This is a genomic window from Parerythrobacter lacustris, assembly GCF_024626475.1.
In the GTDB taxonomy this organism is placed as follows: Bacteria; Pseudomonadota; Alphaproteobacteria; order Sphingomonadales; family Sphingomonadaceae; genus Parerythrobacter_A; species Parerythrobacter_A lacustris.
In genome coordinates this window covers 352992-373162 of record NZ_JANKHH010000001.1, presented here as the reverse complement: position 1 = coordinate 373162, position 20171 = coordinate 352992, and the positions used below count along the sequence as shown (strand labels likewise).

At 65.1% G+C, this 20171-nt stretch carries 20 protein-coding genes; 12 read left to right on the top strand and 8 right to left on the bottom strand.

All coding sequences use genetic code 11. The annotated features are described in order from the left end of the window. Positions 1-277: 277 nt before the first annotated feature. The 3 genes from aroC to NSO95_RS01845 all read left to right on the top strand — a co-directional run bounded on the left by aroC (position 278) and on the right by NSO95_RS01845 (position 3785). A complete protein-coding gene (gene aroC, locus NSO95_RS01855; protein WP_257594438.1) occupies positions 278-1354 on the top strand; it encodes a chorismate synthase in 1077 nt (358 codons plus the stop codon). A gap of 181 nt (positions 1355-1535) precedes the next feature. Next, complete coding sequence (locus NSO95_RS01850) at positions 1536-3143, top strand: catalase (RefSeq protein ID WP_257594437.1); 1608 nt, start codon at positions 1536-1538, stop codon at positions 3141-3143. Positions 3144-3257: 114 nt separating this feature from the next. After that, positions 3258-3785, top strand: coding sequence for a DUF421 domain-containing protein (locus NSO95_RS01845; protein WP_257594436.1), 528 nt, complete (start codon positions 3258-3260; stop codon positions 3783-3785). Here the strand turns inward: NSO95_RS01845 and NSO95_RS01840 are convergent. From NSO95_RS01840 to NSO95_RS01830, 3 genes are read right to left on the bottom strand one after another with little or no spacing between them, the layout of a single operon-like run. Then, on the bottom strand, positions 3782-4399 hold the full coding sequence (locus tag NSO95_RS01840) for a Smr/MutS family protein (RefSeq protein WP_257594435.1): 618 nt from the start codon (positions 4397-4399) through the stop codon (positions 3782-3784). The genes NSO95_RS01845 and NSO95_RS01840 overlap by 4 nt on opposite strands. Then, positions 4396-5577, bottom strand: coding sequence for a murein transglycosylase A (gene mltA, locus NSO95_RS01835; protein WP_436278014.1), 1182 nt, complete (start codon positions 5575-5577; stop codon positions 4396-4398). The genes NSO95_RS01840 and mltA overlap by 4 nt, the downstream gene beginning before the upstream one ends. Before the next feature lie 8 nt (positions 5578-5585). Further along, the gene (locus tag NSO95_RS01830; RefSeq protein ID WP_436278018.1) at positions 5586-6236 is read right to left on the bottom strand and encodes a Tim44/TimA family putative adaptor protein; all 651 of its coding nucleotides are present in this window, start codon (positions 6234-6236) and stop codon (positions 5586-5588) included. 264 nt (positions 6237-6500) lie between these two features. Here NSO95_RS01830 and secB point away from each other — a divergent pair, with 264 nt between their 5' ends. From secB to NSO95_RS01805, 5 genes are all read left to right on the top strand, one after another. Beyond that, positions 6501-7022 carry a protein-export chaperone SecB gene (secB, locus tag NSO95_RS01825; protein WP_257594433.1) on the top strand — a complete coding sequence of 174 codons (522 nt, stop codon included), beginning with the start codon at positions 6501-6503 and terminating at the stop codon, positions 7020-7022. Between the two features lie 28 nt (positions 7023-7050). Next, positions 7051-8658: a murein biosynthesis integral membrane protein MurJ gene (gene murJ, locus NSO95_RS01820; protein ID WP_257594432.1), complete on the top strand. Its 1608-nt coding sequence runs from the start codon at positions 7051-7053 to the stop codon at positions 8656-8658. Between the two features lie 5 nt (positions 8659-8663). Further along, positions 8664-9680, top strand: coding sequence for a tryptophan--tRNA ligase (gene trpS / locus NSO95_RS01815; protein WP_257594431.1), 1017 nt, complete (start codon positions 8664-8666; stop codon positions 9678-9680). Positions 9681-9840: 160 nt separating this feature from the next. After that, positions 9841-10545 carry a DUF4136 domain-containing protein gene (locus NSO95_RS01810; protein ID WP_257594430.1) on the top strand — a complete coding sequence of 235 codons (705 nt, stop codon included), beginning with the start codon at positions 9841-9843 and terminating at the stop codon, positions 10543-10545. 99 nt (positions 10546-10644) lie between these two features. Next, positions 10645-11511 carry a TonB family protein gene (locus NSO95_RS01805; protein WP_257594429.1) on the top strand — a complete coding sequence of 289 codons (867 nt, stop codon included), beginning with the start codon at positions 10645-10647 and terminating at the stop codon, positions 11509-11511. 16 nt (positions 11512-11527) lie between these two features. On the opposite strand, the gene NSO95_RS01800 is transcribed toward NSO95_RS01805, so the two are convergent. The 3 genes from NSO95_RS01800 to NSO95_RS01790 are packed head-to-tail and all read right to left on the bottom strand — an operon-like array spanning position 11528 to position 13925. Continuing rightward, positions 11528-11851: a hypothetical protein gene (locus tag NSO95_RS01800; protein WP_257594428.1), complete on the bottom strand. Its 324-nt coding sequence runs from the start codon at positions 11849-11851 to the stop codon at positions 11528-11530. 3 nt (positions 11852-11854) lie between these two features. After that, positions 11855-12301, bottom strand: coding sequence for a dUTP diphosphatase (gene dut, locus NSO95_RS01795; RefSeq protein ID WP_257594427.1), 447 nt, complete (start codon positions 12299-12301; stop codon positions 11855-11857). After that, complete coding sequence (locus NSO95_RS01790) at positions 12294-13925, bottom strand: bifunctional phosphopantothenoylcysteine decarboxylase/phosphopantothenate synthase (RefSeq protein ID WP_257594426.1); 1632 nt, start codon at positions 13923-13925, stop codon at positions 12294-12296. The genes dut and NSO95_RS01790 overlap by 8 nt, the downstream gene beginning before the upstream one ends. Before the next feature lie 194 nt (positions 13926-14119). Here NSO95_RS01790 and NSO95_RS01785 point away from each other — a divergent pair, with 194 nt between their 5' ends. Then, on the top strand, positions 14120-14503 hold the full coding sequence (locus tag NSO95_RS01785) for a DUF4345 family protein (protein ID WP_257594425.1): 384 nt from the start codon (positions 14120-14122) through the stop codon (positions 14501-14503). A gap of 3 nt (positions 14504-14506) precedes the next feature. Here NSO95_RS01785 and ubiB read toward each other — a convergent pair whose 3' ends face one another. Then, a complete protein-coding gene (ubiB, locus tag NSO95_RS01780; RefSeq protein ID WP_257594424.1) occupies positions 14507-16063 on the bottom strand; it encodes a 2-polyprenylphenol 6-hydroxylase in 1557 nt (518 codons plus the stop codon). A 4-nt stretch (positions 16064-16067) separates the two neighbouring features. Then, the gene (locus NSO95_RS01775; protein ID WP_257594423.1) at positions 16068-16799 is read right to left on the bottom strand and encodes a class I SAM-dependent methyltransferase; all 732 of its coding nucleotides are present in this window, start codon (positions 16797-16799) and stop codon (positions 16068-16070) included. A 226-nt stretch (positions 16800-17025) separates the two neighbouring features. Here NSO95_RS01775 and mutM point away from each other — a divergent pair, with 226 nt between their 5' ends. The 3 genes from mutM (at position 17026) to dnaA (ending at position 20130) form a co-directional block, all read left to right on the top strand. Further along, positions 17026-17841, top strand: a complete 816-nt coding sequence (gene mutM, locus NSO95_RS01770; protein ID WP_257594422.1) for a bifunctional DNA-formamidopyrimidine glycosylase/DNA-(apurinic or apyrimidinic site) lyase — start codon at positions 17026-17028, stop codon at positions 17839-17841. Between the two features lie 142 nt (positions 17842-17983). Continuing rightward, complete coding sequence (gene rpsT, locus NSO95_RS01765) at positions 17984-18244, top strand: 30S ribosomal protein S20 (protein ID WP_257594421.1); 261 nt, start codon at positions 17984-17986, stop codon at positions 18242-18244. A 419-nt stretch (positions 18245-18663) separates the two neighbouring features. Then, the gene (gene dnaA, locus NSO95_RS01760; RefSeq protein WP_257594420.1) at positions 18664-20130 is read left to right on the top strand and encodes a chromosomal replication initiator protein DnaA; all 1467 of its coding nucleotides are present in this window, start codon (positions 18664-18666) and stop codon (positions 20128-20130) included. The last annotated feature ends 41 nt before the right edge of the window (positions 20131-20171 follow it).

Below are 20171 nucleotides of genomic sequence, written 5' to 3'. Positions count from 1 at the left end.
CTGCCGCCTTTGTGCCATATTGCTCGGGTGTAGGAAAATCCTTCCTCGTCGGCCTGGAGGCAGCCGGAGTTTTTTTCACACGAAGACACGAAGTGGTGCCGCAGGCGGCGAAGCCGCCCTGAAGCCCGGGCGGTGGCACTCGGCACACAGGTCTGTGGGATAGAGCGGCTTCGCCGCGAGCAGGACCTCTTCGTGCCTTTGCGCCTTTGCGCGAGCCAATGAATCCTACGCCCACCACCATTGGACACACCCGCAAACTTGCGTCAAAGCCGAACCCATGAGCTGGAACACGTTCGGGCGCGTGCTGCGCTTCACCACCTGGGGGGAAAGCCACGGGCCCGCGCTGGGCGCGGTGGTCGACGGCTGCCCGCCGGGGCTGGCGCTGAGCGAGGAAGCGATCCAGCCGTTCCTCGATGCGCGCAAACCGGGCCAGAACCGCTTCACCACCCAGCGGCAGGAGCCGGACCAGGTCCGCATTCTTTCGGGCACCTTCGAGGGCAAGACCACCGGCACCCCGATCAGTCTGATGATCGAGAACGTCGACCAGCGCAGCAAGGATTACTCCGATGTCGCCAGGGCCTATCGCCCCGGTCATGCCGACTATGCCTATGACGCGAAATACGGCTTTCGCGACTTTCGCGGCGGCGGGCGGTCGAGCGCGCGCGAAACGGCGGCGCGGGTCGCGGCGGGCGCGGTGGCGCGGCTGATCGTGCCCGAGGTGACGATCACCGCCTATGTCTGCCAGATCGGCGACGACGAAATCGACCGCAGCGCGATGAATTTCGCCGAGATCGGCAACAACCCCTTCTTCTGCCCCGACAGCCGGGCGGCGAAGCGGTGGGAAGAGAAGATCGACGCCGCGCGCAAGGCCGGCTCGTCATTGGGCGCAGTGGTCGAATGCGTGGCGCAGGGGGTTCCGGCCGGCTGGGGCGCGCCGATCTACGCCAAACTCGATGCGGACCTTGCGGCGGCGATGATGGGGATCAACGCGGTCAAGGGGGTGGAGATCGGCGACGGTTTCGGCGCAGCGGCGCTATCGGGCGAGGCGAACGCCGACCCGATGCGCGCCGGTGAGGATGGCGACCCCGAGTTCACCGCCAACCACGCGGGCGGGATCGCGGGCGGCATCTCGACCGGCCAGCCGGTGGTGTGCCGGGTGGCGTTCAAGCCGACCAGCTCGATCCTGACCCCGGTCGATACGATCACCCGCGACGGCGAGAACACCGAAATCGTGACCAAGGGCCGCCATGACCCGTGCGTCGGCATCCGCGGCACCCCGGTGGTCGCGGCGATGATGGCGCTGGTGCTGGCCGACCACAAGATGCTCCACCGCGCTCAAGTAGCGGAGCGGTAGCGCAAAAAGAACGCGCTCAAGTAGCGGAATGGTAGCGCAAAAAGAACGCGCTCAAATAGCGGAGCGATCATTCGGATCGGAAATGCCGATCAGACTATGCCGATTTATTGCCGCCGCCTGACGGAACCATTGCCCTTGCCCCGCCGTATCCACGGCAGGATTCCCACGAAAGGGCACGACCATGGCCGACACAAAACTTCCCCGTACCACCACCGATGCCGGCATTCCGGTGCAGAGCGACGAGCATTCGCTCACCATCGGCCGCGACGGGCCGATCGTGCTCAACGACCACTATCTCCTCGAACAGATGGCGAACTTCAACCGCGAACGGATCCCGGCACGCCAGCCTCATGCCAAGGGTTCGGGCGCGTTCGGCCATTTCGAAGTCACCAAGGACGTTTCGAAATACACCAAGGCCAAGTTTCTCCAGAAGGGCAGCAAGGTCGAAACCGCGATGCGCTTCTCAACCGTCGCGGGCGAGCGCGGCAGCCCCGACACCTGGCGCGACCCGCGCGGTTTCTCGGTCAAGTTCTACACCGAAGACGGCAATTTCGACATGGTCGGCAACAACACGCCGATCTTCTTCATCCGCGATCCGCTGAAGTTCCAGCACTTCATCCGCAGCCAGAAGCGCCGCGCCGACAACGGCCTGCGCGATCACGACATGCAGTGGGATTTCTGGACACTCAGCCCCGAAAGCGCGCACCAGGTGACCTATCTGATGGGCGATCGCGGCGTGCCGAAAAACTGGCGCGAGATGAACGGCTACGGCAGCCACACCTACATGCTGATCAACGAGGACGGTGAGAAGTCCTGGGTCAAGTGGCACTTCCACACCGATGCGGGTGACGGCAACGCGCACCTGACGCAGGACGAGGCCGACAACATGGCCGGGCAGGACGGCGATTATCACCGCCGCGATCTGTTCGATCACATCGCCAAGGGCGATTTCCCGAGCTGGATGCTGAAGTTCCAGATCATGCCGTTCGAGGATGCGAAAACCTATCGCATCAACCCGTTCGACCTGACCAAGACCTTGCCCCACGCGGACTATCCGCTGATCGAGGTCGGCAAGCTGACGCTCGACACCAACCCGGTGGACTGGGACACGCAGATCGAGCAGCTCGCCTTCGAGCCGAACAACATGGTCCCCGGCATCGGCCTCAGCCCGGACAAGATGCTGCTCGCGCGCGGCTTCTCCTACGCCGATGCCCATCGCCACCGGTTGGGGGTCAATTACAAGCAAATCCCGGTCAACCAGGCCAAGGCGGCGGAGGTCAACAGCTACTCGCGGGCAGGCGCAATGCGTACCGTCAACGCGGTCGATCCGGTCTATGCGCCCAACAGCTACGGTGGGCCGGGTGCGCAGCCCGAAACCGGCGGCGAGGCGACCTGGATGGCCGATGGCGACATGGTCCGCGCCGCCTACACGCTGCGCAAGGATGACGACGACTGGAGCCAGCCCGGCGCGCTGGTGCGCGAAGTGATGGATGATGCCCAGCGCGACCGGTTGGTCGACAATGTCGCCGGGCATCTTGCCGACGGGGTCAGCGAACCGATCCTGCTGCGTGCATTCGACTATTGGCGCAATGTCGATAAAGGCATCGGCGACCGGATCGAGAAGGCGACCCGCGATATCCTCGGCGGCAAGTCCGACGCGCCGGGCATGGCGAGCGCGGAATCGATTTCGGGCTACATGGGTCCGCCCGCAACCGCAGCGATCGCCAAGGAAGGCGAAGGCGCGAAGAATGCGGTTGCCGACCTTCGCGAAAGCGAGCCGGCCGAGTAGCGATCCCGGTTCGCTGGCGGGTCACTGCGTACAATCAGCGAGCGGCGCTATCGCGCGCCGCCCGCGCTGTCTTTCGCCGCTCTGCAAGGCGCTCGCGTACAACAAGGGAATCGAATGTTTATTGATCAGCCGATAGCCGATGCCATTCTGCGGGGAGCCGTATTGGCTATCGTCGCGCTGATGTGGGTCATCCTGCTCGTGCGGGTGATCGGACTGCGATCCTTCTCCAAGATGACAAGCTTCGATTTCGTGATGACGGTTGCCATGGGATCGCTGGTCGCCACGGCCAGTCAGTCGAGCGACTGGCCCGCCTATCTTCAGGCGCTCGCAGCGATGGCCGGCCTTTTTGCCATCCAGTTTACCGTTGCCCGGCTACGCAGGGCTTCTTCCGGGTTCCGGGACGCGATCCAGAACGAACCGCTGCTGCTCATGCGCGACGGTGTCGTCATCGACGAAGCGCTGAAGCGCAGCCGCGTTTCGCGCGAAGATCTCTGGGCGAAGCTGCGCGAGGCCAACGTTCTGGACCTGGGTCAGGTGCGCGCCGCAATTCTCGAAACGACTGGTGACATGAGCATCCTGCACGGCGATCATCTCGAGGACAGGTTGCTCGACGGCGTGCGGCGGACTGGCCTTTCCAGCTAGCGCCGCCGCAAGACGAGATAGAGCGCGCCGTCGCCGCCGTGCTTGCGGTGGGCGGTGCGGATCGCGGCGATGTCGCTGCCGTGCGGGCCTGCTGCCAGCCAGTCGAGCACCTTGGCGCGGATTGCCCCGCGTTTGGTCCCCCGGTCGGCGGCATCGACCGGGCGCGGTTTGCCGGTCACCAGCAACACCAGCCGCGCGCCCATCGCCTTGGCCTGGAACAGCCCGCTGTCGAGCCGCTGCCATGCGCTGTCGAGCGTGTGACCATGGAGGTCGAGCGAAAAATCGGGCTCGACCTGCCCTGCCTTGAGCTTGCGGTCCCAGTGCGAATCCAGGCCATGCTGCGGCAAAGGTTCCGGATTTTTCGCTGGCGACATGAGGCGGGATGCCGGGGACTTGATCGGCGGGCCTGCGCCGACGCCCTTTGCCATCAGTTCGTCGAAACTCGGTTCGCGCATGGGCGTGACGGACTGTCGGTCCGGTGTGTGCGGCGGAGAAGATGCCGAGCGAGCCGAGACAGACATCGCCCTGCGCCTGGCATCGATTGGAGTGACGGTGGCCGCAAGCCTTTCCCACGCCTCGGCTTCCTCGGCGCTGAGGCCGCGCGGATGGCTCATCGGTCCTTGAGGCGGGCGGCGGCACTCTTGGGCAACAGCACCAGCGCCTGCCCGCGCCCGCTCATCCCGCCGGCGATGGTCCGCGCTTCGCTGCCCGCGCCCCAGAAAGTGTCGAACCGGTTTGCGCCCTTGATCGCGCCGCCGGTGTCCTGCGCGATCCACAGCCCGTCGGCTTCGGCGCGGTCGAGATCGAGCCACACCGGCGCGCCGTAAGGCACGAAGTTGGGATCGACCGCGACAGAGCTGCGCCCGCGCACCGGCACGCCGAGCGAGCCGAGCGGTCCGTCGCCGGTCAGCTCCCTGAAGAACACCCAGCTTTCGTTGAGCCGCATCAGCGCGCGGCCTTCTTCCGGGTTCTCGCGGATATACTGCATGATCCCCTGCATCGAACCCGAATATTGCCCCGGCCCGGTGCCGAGCAGGCCGCGTTCACGCATCACCCCGCCGATCCCGGTGTAGCTGTGTCCGTTCTGCCCGGCATAGCCGATGCGGATCACCTCGCCCTCGGGCGTGATCAACCGGCCCGATCCCTGGATCTGGAGAAAGAAAATCTCGACCGGATCGGCCGCCCAGCCGATTTCCAGCCCGCGTCCGACAAGCGCGCCATCGTCGATCTCGGCCCGGGTGTAATATTCAATGCAGCGCCCGTCGGGCAGCTTGCGGCTGAGCGGAGGGTTGCCGGTGCGTTCGCTTTCCGGGATGTCGTCGCGCCAGCAGCGGACGAGGTCCGCCGGCATGGCGTAGACCGGTTCTTCGTAGCCGGCGCGGCGGGTGCGCGATCCGGCGATCTCGGGTTCGAAATAGCCGGTGGCGAAAGCCTCGCCGGTGCCGATCCGCACGGGTTCGAAATTATCGGCGAAATAGCGGCGCGGATCGCCCGAATAGTTGCGCGCGGTCGCGCAAACCCCCTGCCAGTCCTCGGGCGTGGTCAGGCCCGACCGGTCGTCACGCCGCTCGGCATAGCTGCAGGATTCGCGGAAGGATGCAAAGGCGCTTTCGGCGTCGCTGCGGTCCATGCCAAGCCCGCCGACGCTGCCCATGCTGCTTGCGCCGAGCAGCGCGGCGGTGGTCGCCGCAGCGGGCGGGGCGATATCGGGTCCGGGTTTGGGGACGATGGTGCACGATGCCAGGAAGGCCGCAGCGCCAAGGGTCAACAGGCGCTGTAGCAGGCCAGGCATTGGCGGAATCAGCCTTCGTCGGTTTCGTCGAGCAGCCAGTTGGGATCGTTCGCCTTCACGTCGCGCATGAAGGTCCACACATCCCGGGTCTCGATCGCATCGACCAGCGAACCCGCGATGACATTGCCCTCCCGGTCGCGGGTGACGGCGGCGATATCGGCGACGAAGCGCACCGATACACGCGCCATGCGCCCGTCGAGCGCGGCGCTGTCGATCACCGCTTCCTCGATCCGCACCAGCCGGTTGTCGAGCAATTCGCCCGCCGCTTCGCGCTGCGCAATGGCCGTATCGAAGCTGGCGTAGACATCGTCGTCGCACAGTTCGCGCAGCGTCTCGCGGTCGCCCGCCCAGAAGGCCTCGAGCACCATGGCATAGGCGCCCTTCGCCCCTTCGAGGAAAGACGTGATGTCGAACCGGCGGTCCGCCGCGGCGATCGCGCGCACGCCCTGCTCGACCGCAGGCAGCACGCCCGGCATCGGCGGCACATGTTGCGGCGCGGCTGGCTGCAGCGACCGCTGCGTCACCGGAGGCGGATTTGTGGTGGGATCGAACCGGGTCGGAATCGATTCCTCCTCATGCTCGGCACGGCGGCCGAGCACCGAATAGAGCCGCATCCCGAGGAATGCAGCGATCATGGCGAGGATGACGATCTCGACTATCACTTGGTTAACCTGTCCACTTTCCGGCGGATTTACGTCCCGAAGTCCGCCTGTTTGCTACCTGCCTTAAATAGGAAAGGATTACAAATGAACAACGCCTGTGCGGGGCACGGATGACCGCGAGGCGTGGCCGCTCTGCCGCAGTCGCGGGATTGCGCGCCTCTTCCATTGCGGGCGCGCGCGCGCAGTGCTAGGCGCGCCGCCGAAAACCCGCATTGCGGGTGGGTCCCATCAGACACACGAAACCGAAAGACGATAGCGATCATGGCCGAAGAAGGCGACATCCTCACCGACCTCAACCTCGACCCTGCACCCAATGGCGCGGACACTTGCCCGGTGGCCGGGGTGATCTCGCAATATATCAAGGATATGTCGGTCGAGAACCCGAATGCGCCAGAGGCCTATCAGTGGCAGGACCCGCCGCAGATCGACCTGCAGTTCAACATCGGCGCGACGCAGGTGAACGACGAGATTCACGAGGTCGAGCTCAAGATCAATATCAACGCCAAGTGCGAGAAGGGCAGCATCTACCTGATCGAGCTGTCCTATTGCGGTCTCGTCGGGATGCGCAACCTGCCCGAGGAACAGGCGCACGCCTTCCTCTATGCCGAAGCGCCGCGCCTGCTGTTTCCCTTCGCCCGCCGGGTGGTGGCCGATGCTTCGCGCGATGCCGGCTACCAGCCGCTGACGATCGATCCGATCGACTTCAACGGCCTCTACGCCCAGCGCATCCAGGCGCAGCGCGCGCAGCAGATGGCCGAGCAGACCCCGGCCGGCGAAGCCTGAGCACAATGACCGGGCGCGGGCACGGCCGATGAGCCTGCTCAAGCACGCCGGGACGATCGGCGGCCTGACCATGGTCAGCCGCATCGCCGGGATGGCGCGCGAGATGATCTTCGCGCGCGTCCTCGGTGCGAACAATGTCACCGACGCGTGGTTCCAGGCGTTCATCATTCCCAACGTCTTCCGCCGTCTGTTCGCCGAGGGGGCGTTCTCCGCCGCCTTCGTCCCGATGTTCTCCAAGCGGCTGCACGGGGCGGACAGCCCCGAAGCCGGGCTGGACGACGCGCGCAGCTTCTCCAACGACGTGCTGAGCGTCTTCCTGCCGGTGCTGATCCTCGTCTGCGCGGCGATGATGCTGGCGATGCCGGGGGTGATCTGGCTGCTGGGCGACCAGACCAAGGAGAGCGCGGACTTCGCGATGGAAGTCGATTTCGCGCGGATCATGTTCCCCTATATCCTGCTGGTGAGCCTGGTGACACTGTTCACCGGGATGCTCAATTCGGTCAGCCGGTTTGCGCCTGGCGCAAGCTTCCCGATCATCCTCAATCTGGTGCTGATTGCCTCGCTGCTGGTGGGCGACCATGCGATGGGGCAATGGGCCTGGAGCGTGCAGCAGGTCGGCTACGCTCAGGCCTGGGCGGTCACCGTGGGCGGCGCGATCCAGCTCGCCTGGCTCTACTACTGGACGCGGGTCGAGGGGTTCCGCCCGCGGCTGCTGTGGCCGCGCATCACGCCCGAGGTAAAGCGCCTGTCGATCATCGCGCTGCCAGCGGCGATCGGCGGCGGCGCTTACCAGATCAACACGCTGGTGCAGCTCTATTTCCTCAACCGGCTGGGCAGCGGCTCGGTCAGCTACATGAACTATGCCGACCGGCTCAACCAGCTGCCGCTGGGGATCATCGGCATCGCGCTGTCGACCGCCATCCTGCCGACGCTGTCGCGTTTCGTGGGGGCGAAGAACAAGGAAGGCACCGACCGGGTCCAGTCCGACGCGATCGAGCTGTCGATGCTGCTGACGATCCCGGCGGCGGTGGCGCTGGCGGTGTGCGCGGTGCCCTTCGTAACGATGATCTTCCAGGGCGGGCGCTTCAGTGCGGAGCAGGCCGCGCTGACCGGCCAGGTGCTCGCGGTGCTGGTCCTCGGCCTCCCTGCCTATGTGCTGGTCAAGGTGCTGGTGCCCAATTTCTACGCCCGGTCGGACACCCGGACCCCGGTCTATGCCGCGTTCATCTCGCTGACGGTGTTCGTCGCGCTGAATTTCGTGCTGCTCGAAGGGTCGGGAGTTTTTGAAGGCCTTGTCGGAGGCGTGGTCGGGGTTGCTTTGGCCAGCGTGATTGGGGCGTGGATCAACGTCGCCTATCTCTATCTGGTTCTCGCCCGGCGCGGCTACTACGCGATCCCGCTGGCGCTGGTCGGGCGGATCCTGCGCCAGCTGGTCGCCGCCGCCGTGATGGGCGGCGCCCTGTGGTTTGCCCGCGATGTGCTCACCGGCTGGTACGCTGCAGGACTGTTCGAACGCGCCGCTGCGCTGCTAGCGCTGGTGCTGTGTTCCGCCATCGTCTATTTCGGCGTCGCCTTCGCGGTGGGCGCGATCGACCGGCAGCGCATCGCTGCCCTGACCAAGAAGAAAGAACCTTGATTTCCATGCGTGTCGTCTCCGGTATCCAGCCAACGGGCAATCTCCATCTGGGCAATTACCTGGGCGCAATCCGCAACTGGGTGCGGATGCAGGACGCGATGGAAGACGGTTCGACCTGCCTGTTCTTCCTCGCCGATCTGCACGCGATCTCGATGCCGCACGATCCGGCGGAGCTGAAATCCGCGACGCTGGAGATGGCTGCGGCGCTGGTCGCCTGCGGGATCGACCCGGCGCGCAGCGTGTTGTTCAACCAGGCGCAGGTTCCCGCCCATGCCGAGCTGCAATGGCTGCTCAACGGCACCGCGCGGATGGGCTGGCTCAATCGCATGACGCAGTGGAAGGACAAGGCGGGCAAGAACCGCGAGGGCCAGTCGGTCGCGCTGTTCGCCTATCCGGTGCTGCAGGCGGCCGACGTGCTGCTGTATCAGGCGACGCATGTCCCGGTGGGGGAGGACCAGAAGCAGCATCTGGAGCTCGCGCGCGACATCGCGCAGAAGTTCAACAACGACTTCGCTTCCGAAGATGCACCGGTGTTCACCCTGCCCGAACCGTTCATTCCGCCCGAGGCCGCACGGATCATGTCCCTGCGCGACGGATCGGCCAAGATGAGCAAGTCCGACCCGTCGGAGATGAGCCGGATCAACCTCGCCGACGATGCCGACGCGATCATGCAGAAGATCCGCAAGGCGAAGACCGACCCCGAACCGCTTCCGTCCGAGGCCGCAGGGCTGGCGGGTCGGCCCGAGGCGCTCAACCTGGTGTCGATCTATGGTGCGATGGCGGGCCGGCAGGTGGCCGATGTGCTGGCCGAGTTCGGCGGGCAGGGCTTCGGCGCCTTCAAGCCCGCGCTCGGCGAACTGCTGGTCGAGACGCTGGCGCCGATTTCCGCCCGGTTCCGCGAGCTGAAGCAGGACCGCGAGGCGCTCGACGCGATCCTTGCCCGCGGCGCAGCCCGCGCGCGCGAACTCGGCAGACCGACGCTGGATGCGACTTATCGGGCGCTGGGGCTGGTGCGCGGCTAGGTCCAGCCGAAAAAATCGAGATAATTCAGTAGAGTGCTGGTCCGGCCATTCAATGCCGGTTCAGGCCAGCTGCTTTACAACACGCCCTGTCGATGACAGCATGCGAGTCGCAAGAGGGGTCGACCGCACTGTGCATCCCTGTTTTCGAGAGGTAGTTCCTATGTCCATCACCCACCGCAATTGGGCGCGCGGCCTGAAGCTAGCTTCGATTCCGCTGCTGCTGGCCGGGCTTGCCGCCTGCGCCACGCCGTTCAAAGCCGATGTCTCGCGCTTCCAGAGCCAGCTGCCCGCGCCGCAGGGCCAGACCTTCGCTGTCGTGGCCGATGATCCGGCGCTCGCTGGCGGGCTCGAATTCGCGCAATATGCCGATCTGGTCGAACAGCAGATGGCGCGCATCGGCTATGTCGAGGCCGCCTCGCCCGAGACCGCGAACCTGCTGGTCCGCTTCGATTACGGGGTCGACAAGGGGCGCGAACGTGTCCGCTCGACCGGCTTCCGCGATCCCTTCTTCGATCCGTGGTACGGCTTCGGCTATCGCCCGGTCTATTACCGCACCCGCCAGGGGTATCGCGTGGGTTACCTGCCCAGCCGCGCGTGGGGCTATGGCTTCCACGATCCATGGTTCGACAACGATGTGCGCAGCTACACCGTCTACACCAGCGGGATCGACATGAAGATCGATGACACCACGACCGGCCAGCGCCTGTTCGAAGGCAAGGCGGAAGCCATGTCGAGCTCGAACCGGTTGCAGTACCTGGTGCCCAACCTGGTCGAAGCGATGTTCACCGACTTCCCCGGCAATTCGGGCGAAACGCTGCGCATCTCGATCAAGCCGGAAGAGACCACGGTCCGCAAGGTCGACTGAGCGAGGTTACTCCCGAGCAAGATTGGAAAGGCGGCTCCGCAAGGGGTCGCCTTTTCTTGTGTTTGCAGTAGCCTGCTCCAAGGCAAGAGGGAGTTCGCCATGCAGTTCTGGAAGCAATCGATTGCGGCTTGCGTGGCGCTAGGCCTTCTCGGTGTCCCGGTCAAAGCCGAGGAAGAAGAAGACAATCGTGAAATGTTTGCGCGCCTTGAAGGCTGGGTGGTGGGTCGCGAACCGGGAGTTTGTTCGCTTCAGGGTTCCGAACACACGAATAACGGCGAATTCGCCTTGTTCCGTCTTCCGATCGGGGCTGAGGTGATGTTTGTCAAAGTCACCAAAGGCAAATCACCTTGGCCCGACTACGTCGAATCGAGATTCAAGATCGGCAGCAATGCATTCGAAAGTGTACTGATTCCGGAATCCGACACATTCTACATCGGCAATGTCACTCCGGAGCTGATTTCAGCTTTCCGGAAGGGCAACGAACTCTCTGTCATCGCTAACGGAAGGGAACTCGCGAAGATCCCGCTCAAGGGTAGCAATGATGCTTATGCGAGTTTGCTCGCATGCGCTGAAACGCTCGATCCCGATGCCCTTCCTACCGGATTTCGCCCGCTAGAGAGCAAACCTCGACCTGCAATTCCCGACCCCGATCTTGCGGGACCGTTCGAGCCGAACCGGGAAGCGAGTCCGATCAACCCGGGAGCGTGGGTTTGGGGTGCCCATGACTTTCCAAGTCGTGCAATCCGAGAAGGCATGCAGGGATCAGTGACCTTTCGGCTGACGGTTAGCCCGGCCGGAATGGTTACCGGCTGCGAGGTCACCAAGAGCAGCGGCTACGAATTCCTCGACCAGCACACCTGTGCAACGGTGAGCAAGAACGCCCGCCTCGATCCCGCGACCGATGCGGATGGTGCCCCGACCGAGGGCAGCTATCGGAACACCGTGCGCTGGAGCATCCCGGAATAGGCCGGCTATACTGCACCTACCGCCGCAGCGCCCTAACCACTGCAATGCCCACCCCGATCGCGACCGAGCCGATCAGGAAGGCGCTGGGGAAGCCGACCGGCGCTTCGTGCCGACCGGTTCCGACCGCCTCATCAATCCAGTCGAGCGCGAAATTGCCGAGGTGGATTGCGCCGGTCAGCGCGATGAAGGGAATGAGGATCGTGCGCCAATCGAGCAGCTTCCAGCCGTAGCGCAGCCGCAGCCGCAGGATGATCCAGCTCGCCAGCCACACCAGCAGCACGATCCACACCAGGATCGATGCGAGCGCCAGCAAGGCGAAGCCCGGACTCATCCCGCCCATGGATTAGCGCCCCGTCGAGCCGAAGCCGCCCTCGCCGCGCGCGGTCGAATCGAGCTCCCCGACCTCATCCCACACCGCCTGCGTCACCGGCGCGACCACCAGCTGCGCCACGCGCTCGCCGCGCCGGATCGGGAAGGCTTCCGCGCCGTGGTTGATCAGGATGATCTTGAGCTCGCCGCGATAGTCGCTGTCGATCGTGCCGGGGGTGTTGGGCACCGAGACCCCGTGCTTGAGCGCGAGGCCCGAACGCGGGCGGACCTGTATTTCGTAACCGTGCGGTATCGCCATCGCGAGGCCGGTTGCCACCGCATGCCGCATGCCGGGTTCGAGCACGATGTCCTCGGCGGAAACGACATCCATCCCCGCAGAGCCGCCGGTGGCGTAGTGCGGCAATTCCAGTCCCTCCCCATGCGCCAGTCGTTTCACCTGCACGGGGATCGGGTCAGTCATCGTCGATAGTCTCCAGCGCCTTGGCCACACGGTCGATCAATTGCCGGGCGACTTCCTGCTTGGGCATTGTGTCGAGATGTTCGACGCTGCTCCCGGTGACGATATGCACCGTGTTGGCCGCGCCGCCCATCACATCGCCCGATACGTCATTGGCGACGATCCAGTCCACCCCCTTGCGCTTGAGCTTGGTCTGGGCATTGGCGATCACGTCCTCGGTTTCGGCGGCGAAACCGATCAGCAGTTTAGGCCGCTTGCCGCCCGAGGCGACGTTGGCGAGGATGTCCGGATTTTCGGTCAGCATCAGAGCGGGCGGGGCCGAGCCGCGCTTCTTCACCTTCTCGCCGTGGTAATCCTTGGTCCGCCAGTCGGCGACCGCAGCGGCCATGATCGCGACATCGACCGGCAGCGCCTTCTTCACCTCGTCGGCCATTTCGCGTGCGGATTCGACATCGATCCGGTCGACCCCGGGCGGCGTGTCGAGATGCACTGGCCCCGCCACCAGCGTCACCCGCGCGCCTTGCGCGGCGGCGGCGGCGGCGATGGCGAAACCCTGCTTCCCGCTCGACCGGTTGGCAAGATAGCGCACCGGATCGATCGGCTCGTGCGTCGGCCCGGCGGTGACCAGCACATGCCTGCCGTAGAGCGGGCGGTGCTCGATATCGGTGTCGAAATCGGGCTGGCCTTCGAGCGGGTCGAAGTCCGAATAGCGGACGACTGCTGGCCGCACATCGCCCGCCATCGGCTGCGGCGCGGCATTGCCGGCTCCGGTCGAGACCGTGTGGTTGATTGCGTCGGGATCGGTCGGCGGCGCAGCGCGGGCGCTGCCCTTGATTGCCATTACCGGGCCGGCATCGGCAGGAAGCGGCATTTCTTGCGCCTCGTCGGGCTGTTCCCTTTCCGCAACCTCCTGCCACTGCGCCTCAAGGTCTTCTTCGCTCCGCTTGGGCGTGGTGCGGGCAATAAGCGAGGAGAGCAGTCCCCCGAGCCCGCTGCTGCTCTTGTGCGGGACTACCTCTTCTTCCGGCTCGAGCGCTTCGTAGAGCTCGTGCCGCTCGGCTGGTTCGCAATCGGCGGCGATGCCGAAATGCGCTGCGATCTCGGCCCAGATGACCTCCGGATCAGGCAGACGGCCGGGACCGAATTCACCGCAGGCCATCGGGCCGGTGTCGGGGTCGATCACCTGCACCCCGGCCTGCGCCAGCCAGGCGACATTGCGCTGGGTCGCTTCGTGCTGCCACATCCGCACGTTCATCGCCGGAACCACCATCACTGGCTTGTCGGTCGCGAGGATCAGCGTGGTCGCGAGGTCATCCGCGATTCCTGCGGTCATCTTGGCGAGCAGGTCGGCCGTCGCCGGACACACCACCACCAGATCCGCCTCACGGCTGAGCTGGATATGCCCCATTTCGGCTTCGTTCTTGAGGTCCCACAGCGTGGTGTAGACCCGGTTCTCGCTCAGCGCCGCGAGCGCCATCGGGGTGACGAACTGCTGCCCGCCTTCGGTCACCACGCAAGTGACCGAGCCGCCGCCCTTGCGGATCAGCCGGACCAGCTCGCACGCCTTATAGGCCGCGATACCGCCGCCAACCACCAGCAGGATGCGCGGAGAAACCGCTTCACTCATGCGCTATGCGCCCTTGCGGCGATGGCCCGATTGCAGAAAACAGGCATTGTTCGCTTACCCCGGTTAACCATGGCCCGCAGCCTAGCGCGCGCCTCGCAAGGCCGCCAGCCCTGCGACGGTTTGGTTACGATTTCGCTGGTGCATCATGCTTACCGGCGCTTAAACTCCGGCTCACATATCTAGGGGAGAATGGCATGCGACTGGTCCTTACAGCACTGATTTTCGTAGGCGGGCTGTTCTTCCTGATCACCGGGATCGGCTTTTTGATCGACCCTGCGACCAACGCCGAAGGCTTCGGAATCAAGGCGCTGAACAGCACCGGCCTCGCCGCGATCCGGGCGGACATGACCGCCTTCTTCGTCGTCGCTGCTGTGTGCATGATCGGCGGCGCATGGTATCGCAACGGCACCATCCTGCTGATTCCCGCAGCGCTGTTCGGAATTGCACTATTGGGCCGCACGATCAGCATTTTCGCCGACGGTACGACCGAGGGCTTCTGGCTGCCGATGACGGTCGAGGCGACCTGCGTGATCGTTCTCCTGATCGCCAGCCGTGTTCTGCCGCACCGGGGGAGCTGAGCCTTACCCCAGCCACCCCAGCGCCAGCGCACCTGCCACCGCGCCGGCCCCGGCAGCCGCAGCAAAGACGTATCCCAGCCACCCGCGCCCTTCCCGCTCGCGCTTGTCCCACATCAGTTCGACATGCGGCAGCGGCGGAGGTTCGGGGGCGCCGCCCTTGGGCGGGAAGCGGTCTTCGATCCGGCGGACGAGTTCGGGGATGCGCAGCAGCGTCTCGGTGTCGGTGCGGATGCGGTCGGCGATAGCGGCTTCCGGCCCCAGCTCGTCGCGGATCCAGTCGCGGACATAGGGTGCGGAAACGTCCCACATATTGATCTCGGGATTGAGCTGGGTGGCGATGCCTTCGACCATCACCATGGTCTTTTGCAGCAGCAGCAGGTGCGGCTGGGTCTGCATGTCGAAATCGCGGGTGATCGCGAACAGCCCGTCGAGCATCTGGCCGACGCTGAGCTCGCTCACCGGCTTGCCGCGCATCGGCTCGCCCACCGCGCGCAGTGCCGTCGCGAATTCGTCGACATTGTGATAGCTCGGCACATATTGCGCCTCGAAATGGATTTCCGCCACGCGCTTGTAGTTGCCGGTGGTCAGGCCGTAGAGAATCTCCGCCAGCCACATCCGCGCTTGCCGGTTGATCCGGCCCATGATCCCGAAATCGATCGCGACGATGGTCCCGTCCGCCTTCACGAACAGGTTCCCCTGGTGCATATCGGCGTGGAAGAAGCCGGCGCTGATCGCCTGGTTGAGGAATGCCAGTACCAGCCGCTGCGCGAGGTCGGGCAGGTCGTGCCCCGCCGCGATCAGCTCCTCGCGCTTGCTGATCTTGATCCCGTCGACCCAGTCGACCGTCATCACCTTGCCGTTGGTCCGGTCCCAGTCGATCGCGGGGACCTCGTAGCCGTCGATCGCACGCATCGCATCGGCCAGTTCGCTGGCGGAAGCAGCCTCGCGCCGCAGGTCCAGCTCGCGATTGGTCCAGCGTTCGAAATTGGCGATGGTGAGGCGCGGGCGCAAGCGTTTCGCCTCGCCGCCCATCGCCTCGAGATGCGCGGCGGCCCAGTGATAGGTTTCGAGATCCCGGGCGAACTTCTCGCGGATGCCGGGGCGCAGCACCTTGACCGCGACCTGCCGGCCTTCTGTGGTGACCGCACGGTGGACCTGCGCGATCGATGCCGCGCCGACCGGCTGCGGGTCGAACGAGGCATAGAGGTTCTCGAGTGGCTGGCCGAAGCTCGATTCGATTACCGACCGGATGCTGTCGAGCGCGACCGGCGGCAGATCGTCCTGCAGGCTGAGCAGGTTGAGCACCGCGACATCGCCGACCAGATCGGGCCGCGTCGCCAGCGACTGGCCGAGCTTGATCGCTGCCGGGCCGATCTCGCGGAAGGCGGCGGCATAGTCGGGGACGGCCGGCTGGATCGTGCCGAAGCGGGCGATCCGCGCGAGGCGCTTGACCGGCGGGGGCGTGTTGGGATCGTTCTCGATCCCGCGCAGAGCCCCGTGCCGCGCGAGCGACCGGCCCCACTTCAAGAGCCGCCAGATATGCGTCGCGGGGCGGGTCATCCGATCAGATTTTCCACCCGGAATGGATGGCCACGGCGCCGCCGAGGATCGGCTCGACCCGCGTGTTGGCAAAGCCTGCCTGCCGGATCATCGCTTCGAACTCAGCCATCTTCGGAAAGCGGCGGATCGATTCGGCGAGGTAGCGGTAGCTTTCCTCGTCGCCCGCGATCGCCTTGCCCATCTTGGGCATCAGCTTGTGCGAATAGACATCGTAGACTTCCTTGAACCCGGGCCAGGTGGTGGTGCTGAATTCCATGCAATAGAACCGCCCGCCGTGCTTCAGAACGCGGTGAGCTTCGCGCAATGCCTTGTCGATATGGGTCACGTTGCGGATGCCGAAGACGATGGTGTAGGCGTCGAAAATGCGGCTGGAGAAGCTCAGCTCCTCGGCGTTCTGGCGCGACCAGACGAGGCTATCGATCCCGCGATCCATCGCGCGTTCGATCCCGACGTCGAGCATGTCCTGGTTGATGTCCGACACGGTGACGTCCGCCCCGCGCGCCGCCATGCGGAAGGCGATGTCGCCCGTCCCACCCGCCATGTCGAGGATCGCCTCGCCCGGCTGCGGTTTGACCCGGCGCACGAAGCGGTCCTTCCACAGCCGGTGCATCCCGCCCGACATGGCATCGTTCATGATGTCGTATTTCGCCGCCACGCTGGAAAACACCGCGCCGACCCGCTCGGTCTTTTCCGCCGGGTCGATGTCTTCGTAGCCGAAGGATACTTTCTCGCTCATGGCGCGGGCCTTAGTGGGAATTGCCGGGCGGGCAAAGGGTGTTAAGAGGAATCGAAATGCATGGTCCGCATCGCACCTTCGGCGCGATGCTTGCAGCGGCACCGGCCCGCTCCCCCGCCCAGCCACCCGATATGGTCCCCAGCAGGCTATCGGGTGGCTGGGCGGGGGAGCGGGCCGGTGCCGGGCGCAGTGGCCAGCACAGCTGGACACGAACAGACGCCACACAATGCCCGAACTTCCCGAAGTCGAAACCACCGTGCGCGGGCTGGCCCGTTTCCTCGACGGGGAGACGATCGTCCGCGCGCGGGTCAACCGGCCCGACATGCGCAGGCCGTTTCCGCCCGAACTGGTGCAGATGCTCACCGGCGCGCGGGTCACCGGGCTCGGCCGGCGTGCGAAATACGGGCTGATCCATACCGACCGAGCGCAGACGCTGATCTTCCATCTCGGGATGAGCGGGCGCTGGCGGATCGATCCCGAGACGGAAGACAAGCACGACCACTTCGTGATCGAAACCCGGGCGCACCGCTTCGCCTTGTGCGATCCGCGTCGGTTCGGCTGGGTCGACCTGGTTGCCAGCGATGCCTTGCCGCAATGGCCGGGCTTCCTCCGCATGGGGCCTGAGCCGCTCGGGGACGACCTCTCGGCGGCGCATCTGAAAGCCGCGCTGGCCGGGCGCAAGCAGGCGATCAAGCTGATGCTGCTCGACCAGTCGGTGATCGCGGGACTCGGCAATATCTATGTCTGCGAGGCGCTGTGGCGTGCCGGGATCGACCCGCGCAAGGCGGCGGGAAAGGTCTCGAAGCCTGCACTCGCGCGGCTGGTCCCGGCGATCCGCGACGTGCTGACGCAGTCGATCGAAGACGGCGGCTCCTCCTTGCGCGATTACGCCCGGCCCGACGGCGAGCTGGGCTATTTCGCGACCCGCTTCGACGTCTACGGGCGCGAGGACGCGGCGTGCCATCGCGGCGACGGGGGAATGATCCGGAGGGTCGTCCAAGGCGGGCGCAGCACCTGGTTCTGCCCGGTCTGCCAAAGGTAAGTTGGTTTCGCTTGACGATTCGGGGGTGCCTGACTATGTGCGCCGCTTTCCGGCGAGGAATCGCCGTATCTGCTAACAAATCGAGTTGACGCTCGGCCGCTGCAAGGCGGCCCTCAAGAGCCAGCGAGACACAAGGACGAACATGGCCAATACGCCGCAAGCCAAGAAGCGCATCCGTCGCAACACCAACCGCGCGACGATCAACGGCGCGCGCATGAGCCGCATCCGCAACTTCGTGAAGAAGGTCGAAGCTGCGATCGAAGGCGGCGACAAGCAGACCGCTGCCGACGCACTCAAGGCGGCCCAGCCCGAACTCGCGCGCGGTGTCGCTCGCGGCGTGCTGCACAAGAACACCGCTTCGCGCAAAATGTCGCGCCTCACAAAGCGAGTCGCAGCGCTCTGATTCGCCGGTCATGGCCCGTCTCCGGGCCGATCGGATGGCAAAAAGCCGGCGTGGATCACGCCGGCTTTTTTGTTACGTTCGCGCGTAAGCGATGTGACCGGCGCAAAACCCTAGGAAGTCTGCCGAGTCGCGGGGTTTGAGGGCAAATATTCCTAGTAAACAGCGTGTTAAACGCACCGCTGCGGGCTTGCGGCCTGTCAATCGTTTTATTTCAGATTTTTTGCAGTATCCCCACTTGCGACTCATCGCGGGTGGCTCCTAAGACAGTCTCCGCACCGGGCTTGGACGGCCGGCGCTCTTACAGGATTGGTCGACAGACACGGCGCCGTTTCAGCGATTCCGGCGGGTTGCGAAGCATGTCTGCGACAGGGGACATAAAGACACGGCGGGCACCGCCGGACCAAGGGGTTGTTGAGGTAATGGCAGACAAGAATGGCTTCGCGAATTCTGCGAAGCGGAAAAGCGGCGGGAACGAGATGGAAGATCTGGAAGCGGTAAACCTGGCTGCCGATTGGGCCGACATCAGCCAGGGTCTCCGCAAGGATCTGGGGCATCAGCTGCACAGCCAGTGGATCAAGCCGATCCAGGTCGGCGGCCTGTGCCGCGAGACCGGCACGCTTGACCTCTATCTGCCGACCGAATTCAGCGCCAACTGGGTGCAGGACCGCTTTGCCGACCGGCTTTCGCTGGCGTGGAAGATTGCGCGCGGCGAGGTACGCAATGTGCGCATCCAGGTCCATCCCGGCCGCCGCAAGCTGCCCGACATCAATCTGGCTGACGGGCGCCGCCCGGCCAACGATGGCGGCGACACCAGCATGATCGCGATCGGCGCCGCCCACATCAGCGATGCCGGATTCAGCTCGCCCATCGGGCTCGACCCGATGCTGACCTTTGCCTCCTTCGTGACCGGCGAGACCAACGTCCTCGGCTGCAACGCCGCCCAGCGCATGGCGGCGACCGAACAGCCGCAGTTCTCACCGCTCTACCTCAAGGCGGCGACCGGGCAGGGCAAGACCCACCTGCTTCACGCGATCGGCCATTCCTATCTCGGGGCGCATCCGCGCGCGCGCATTTTCTACTGCAGCGCCGAGCGCTTCATGGTTGAGTTCGTCCAGGCACTCAAAGCGGGCCAGATGATCGAGTTCAAGTCGCGGCTGCGCAGTTTCGACCTGCTGCTGGTGGACGATATCCAGTTCATCATCGGCAAGGCGAGCGCACAGGAAGAGCTGCTCTACACGATCGATGCCCTGCTCGCCGAAGGCAAGCGGCTGGTGTTCGCTGCCGACCGCGCGCCGCAAGCGCTCGACGGGGTCGAGCCGCGCCTGCTCAGCCGCCTCAGCATGGGTCTCGTCGCCGATATCCAGGCCGCCGACATCGAGCTGCGGCGCAAGATCCTCGAATCCAAGCTGACCAAGTTCGCTCCGCTCGAAGTGCCCGAGGATGTCATCGAGTTCCTCGCCCGCACCATCACCCGCAATGTGCGCGAACTGGTCGGCGGGCTCAACAAGCTGATCGCCTATGCCCAGCTGACCGGGCAGGAAGTCAGCCTCGGCCTCGCCGAAGACCAGCTGACCGATATCCTCTCGGCCAACCGCCGCCGGATCACGATCGACGAGATCCAGCGCACCGTGTGCCAGTTCTACCGCATCGACCGCAGCGAGATGTCCTCCAAACGGCGCGCGCGTGCGGTGGTCCGTCCGCGGCAGGTGGCGATGTATCTCTCGAAGGTGCTGACCCCGCGCAGCTATCCTGAGATCGGTCGCAAGTTCGGCGGGCGCGACCACTCGACCGTGATCCACGCGGTGCGCCTGATCGAGGATTTGCGCCAGCGCGATGCCGACATGGACGGCGACGTGCGCAGCCTGCTGCGCCAGCTCGAGAGCTGAGTTTTCCGCTACCGTTCCACCCAATGTGAACCGGTGGTCGC